Below are 1,101 nucleotides of genomic sequence, written 5' to 3'. Positions count from 1 at the left end.
GATTTAAAAAATATACTAAATCCGTTATAACAAGGCTGTCGAAATCAATAACTGTCATTCCGCACTTGTTGCGGAATCTGTTGATTAATCTTTAGGCTTGAAAAATATGTTGGGGGGATTAGCAGGCGTCCATAAACCAAAGGGTTAAAAATTTTATAAAGTCTATTCTCCTACATTATATAGTAAAGAAAATTCATTTCCTTTGAGAAAGATTATACTGTTATGAACTTTTATACATCTTAGTCGAAAGATACGACTGAATTGTTAGGTATCGATTTCAAATTAAATATGCAACCAGAAGAAAAAAAATTAGATAACCCTGTATGGTATTCTTTAAATGAAGAGCACGGTGAGTTTTCCGTGGTTTATAATCAGATAAGATTTTATCACCCAGAATATTGTCCTTTTGGTGGATTCATAGAGGAAGATAACACCTCTATCGGAATTAATAAATACGCTTTATTAACCGATCATTTTTATGTTGTTGGAGATAAACCCAGTTTCACGAGTAAAATACAACTCAAAAATGAATTAGTTTGTAATCAAATGTTACTCAAAGAACCATTGGACTTTGAAAGCACTGAATGCATAACAGTCCTTAAAACCATAAACCAAAAACAAGATTTGTTTAACCTGGTAAATTTAGTACAGCCCGGATACTTTAAAAGTAAAACATCGGATTTGGGGAACTACTATGGCATATATAAAGACAACAAGTTGATAGCGGTAACCGGTGAACGAATGAAAATGAATAAATTTACCGAGGTAAGTGCAGTGGTAACCCACCCTGAGTTTACAGGAAAAGGTTACGCTAAACAATTAATAAAACACACCACCACTCAAATATTTAAGGAAAATAAAACTCCGTATTTACACGTTGCAGAATCTAATTATGGAGCTATAAAACTTTATGAAAAATTAGGATTTACAACCAGACGAAAAATAAGCTTTTGGAACCTTGTAAGAAATTAAAAAATGCCCTAGCAAAATAGGGGAAATATGGTTCTGAGGTTTAATGCTCCACCACCAAACTTTATGTAAATTTAACTGTATTAGTTAGTCATAAATATTTGTATTCTTACTAGTGTCATTCCGCATTTA

The 1,101-nt window shown here is 32.2% G+C and carries 1 protein-coding gene; it reads left to right on the top strand.

Going from position 1 to position 1,101, the window contains the following annotated elements; translation table 11 throughout:
- Positions 1-288: 288 nt before the first annotated feature.
- Positions 289-972, top strand: a complete 684-nt coding sequence (locus tag P278_RS15310) for a GNAT family N-acetyltransferase (protein ID WP_038268770.1) — start codon at positions 289-291, stop codon at positions 970-972.
- Positions 973-1,101 lie beyond the last annotated feature (129 nt).

This window comes from Zhouia amylolytica AD3, assembly GCF_000511935.2.
Classification (GTDB): domain Bacteria; phylum Bacteroidota; class Bacteroidia; order Flavobacteriales; family Flavobacteriaceae; genus Zhouia; species Zhouia amylolytica.
Note: the sequence above shows the minus strand (reverse complement) of the source record. Positions and strands in the feature narration are given on the sequence as shown.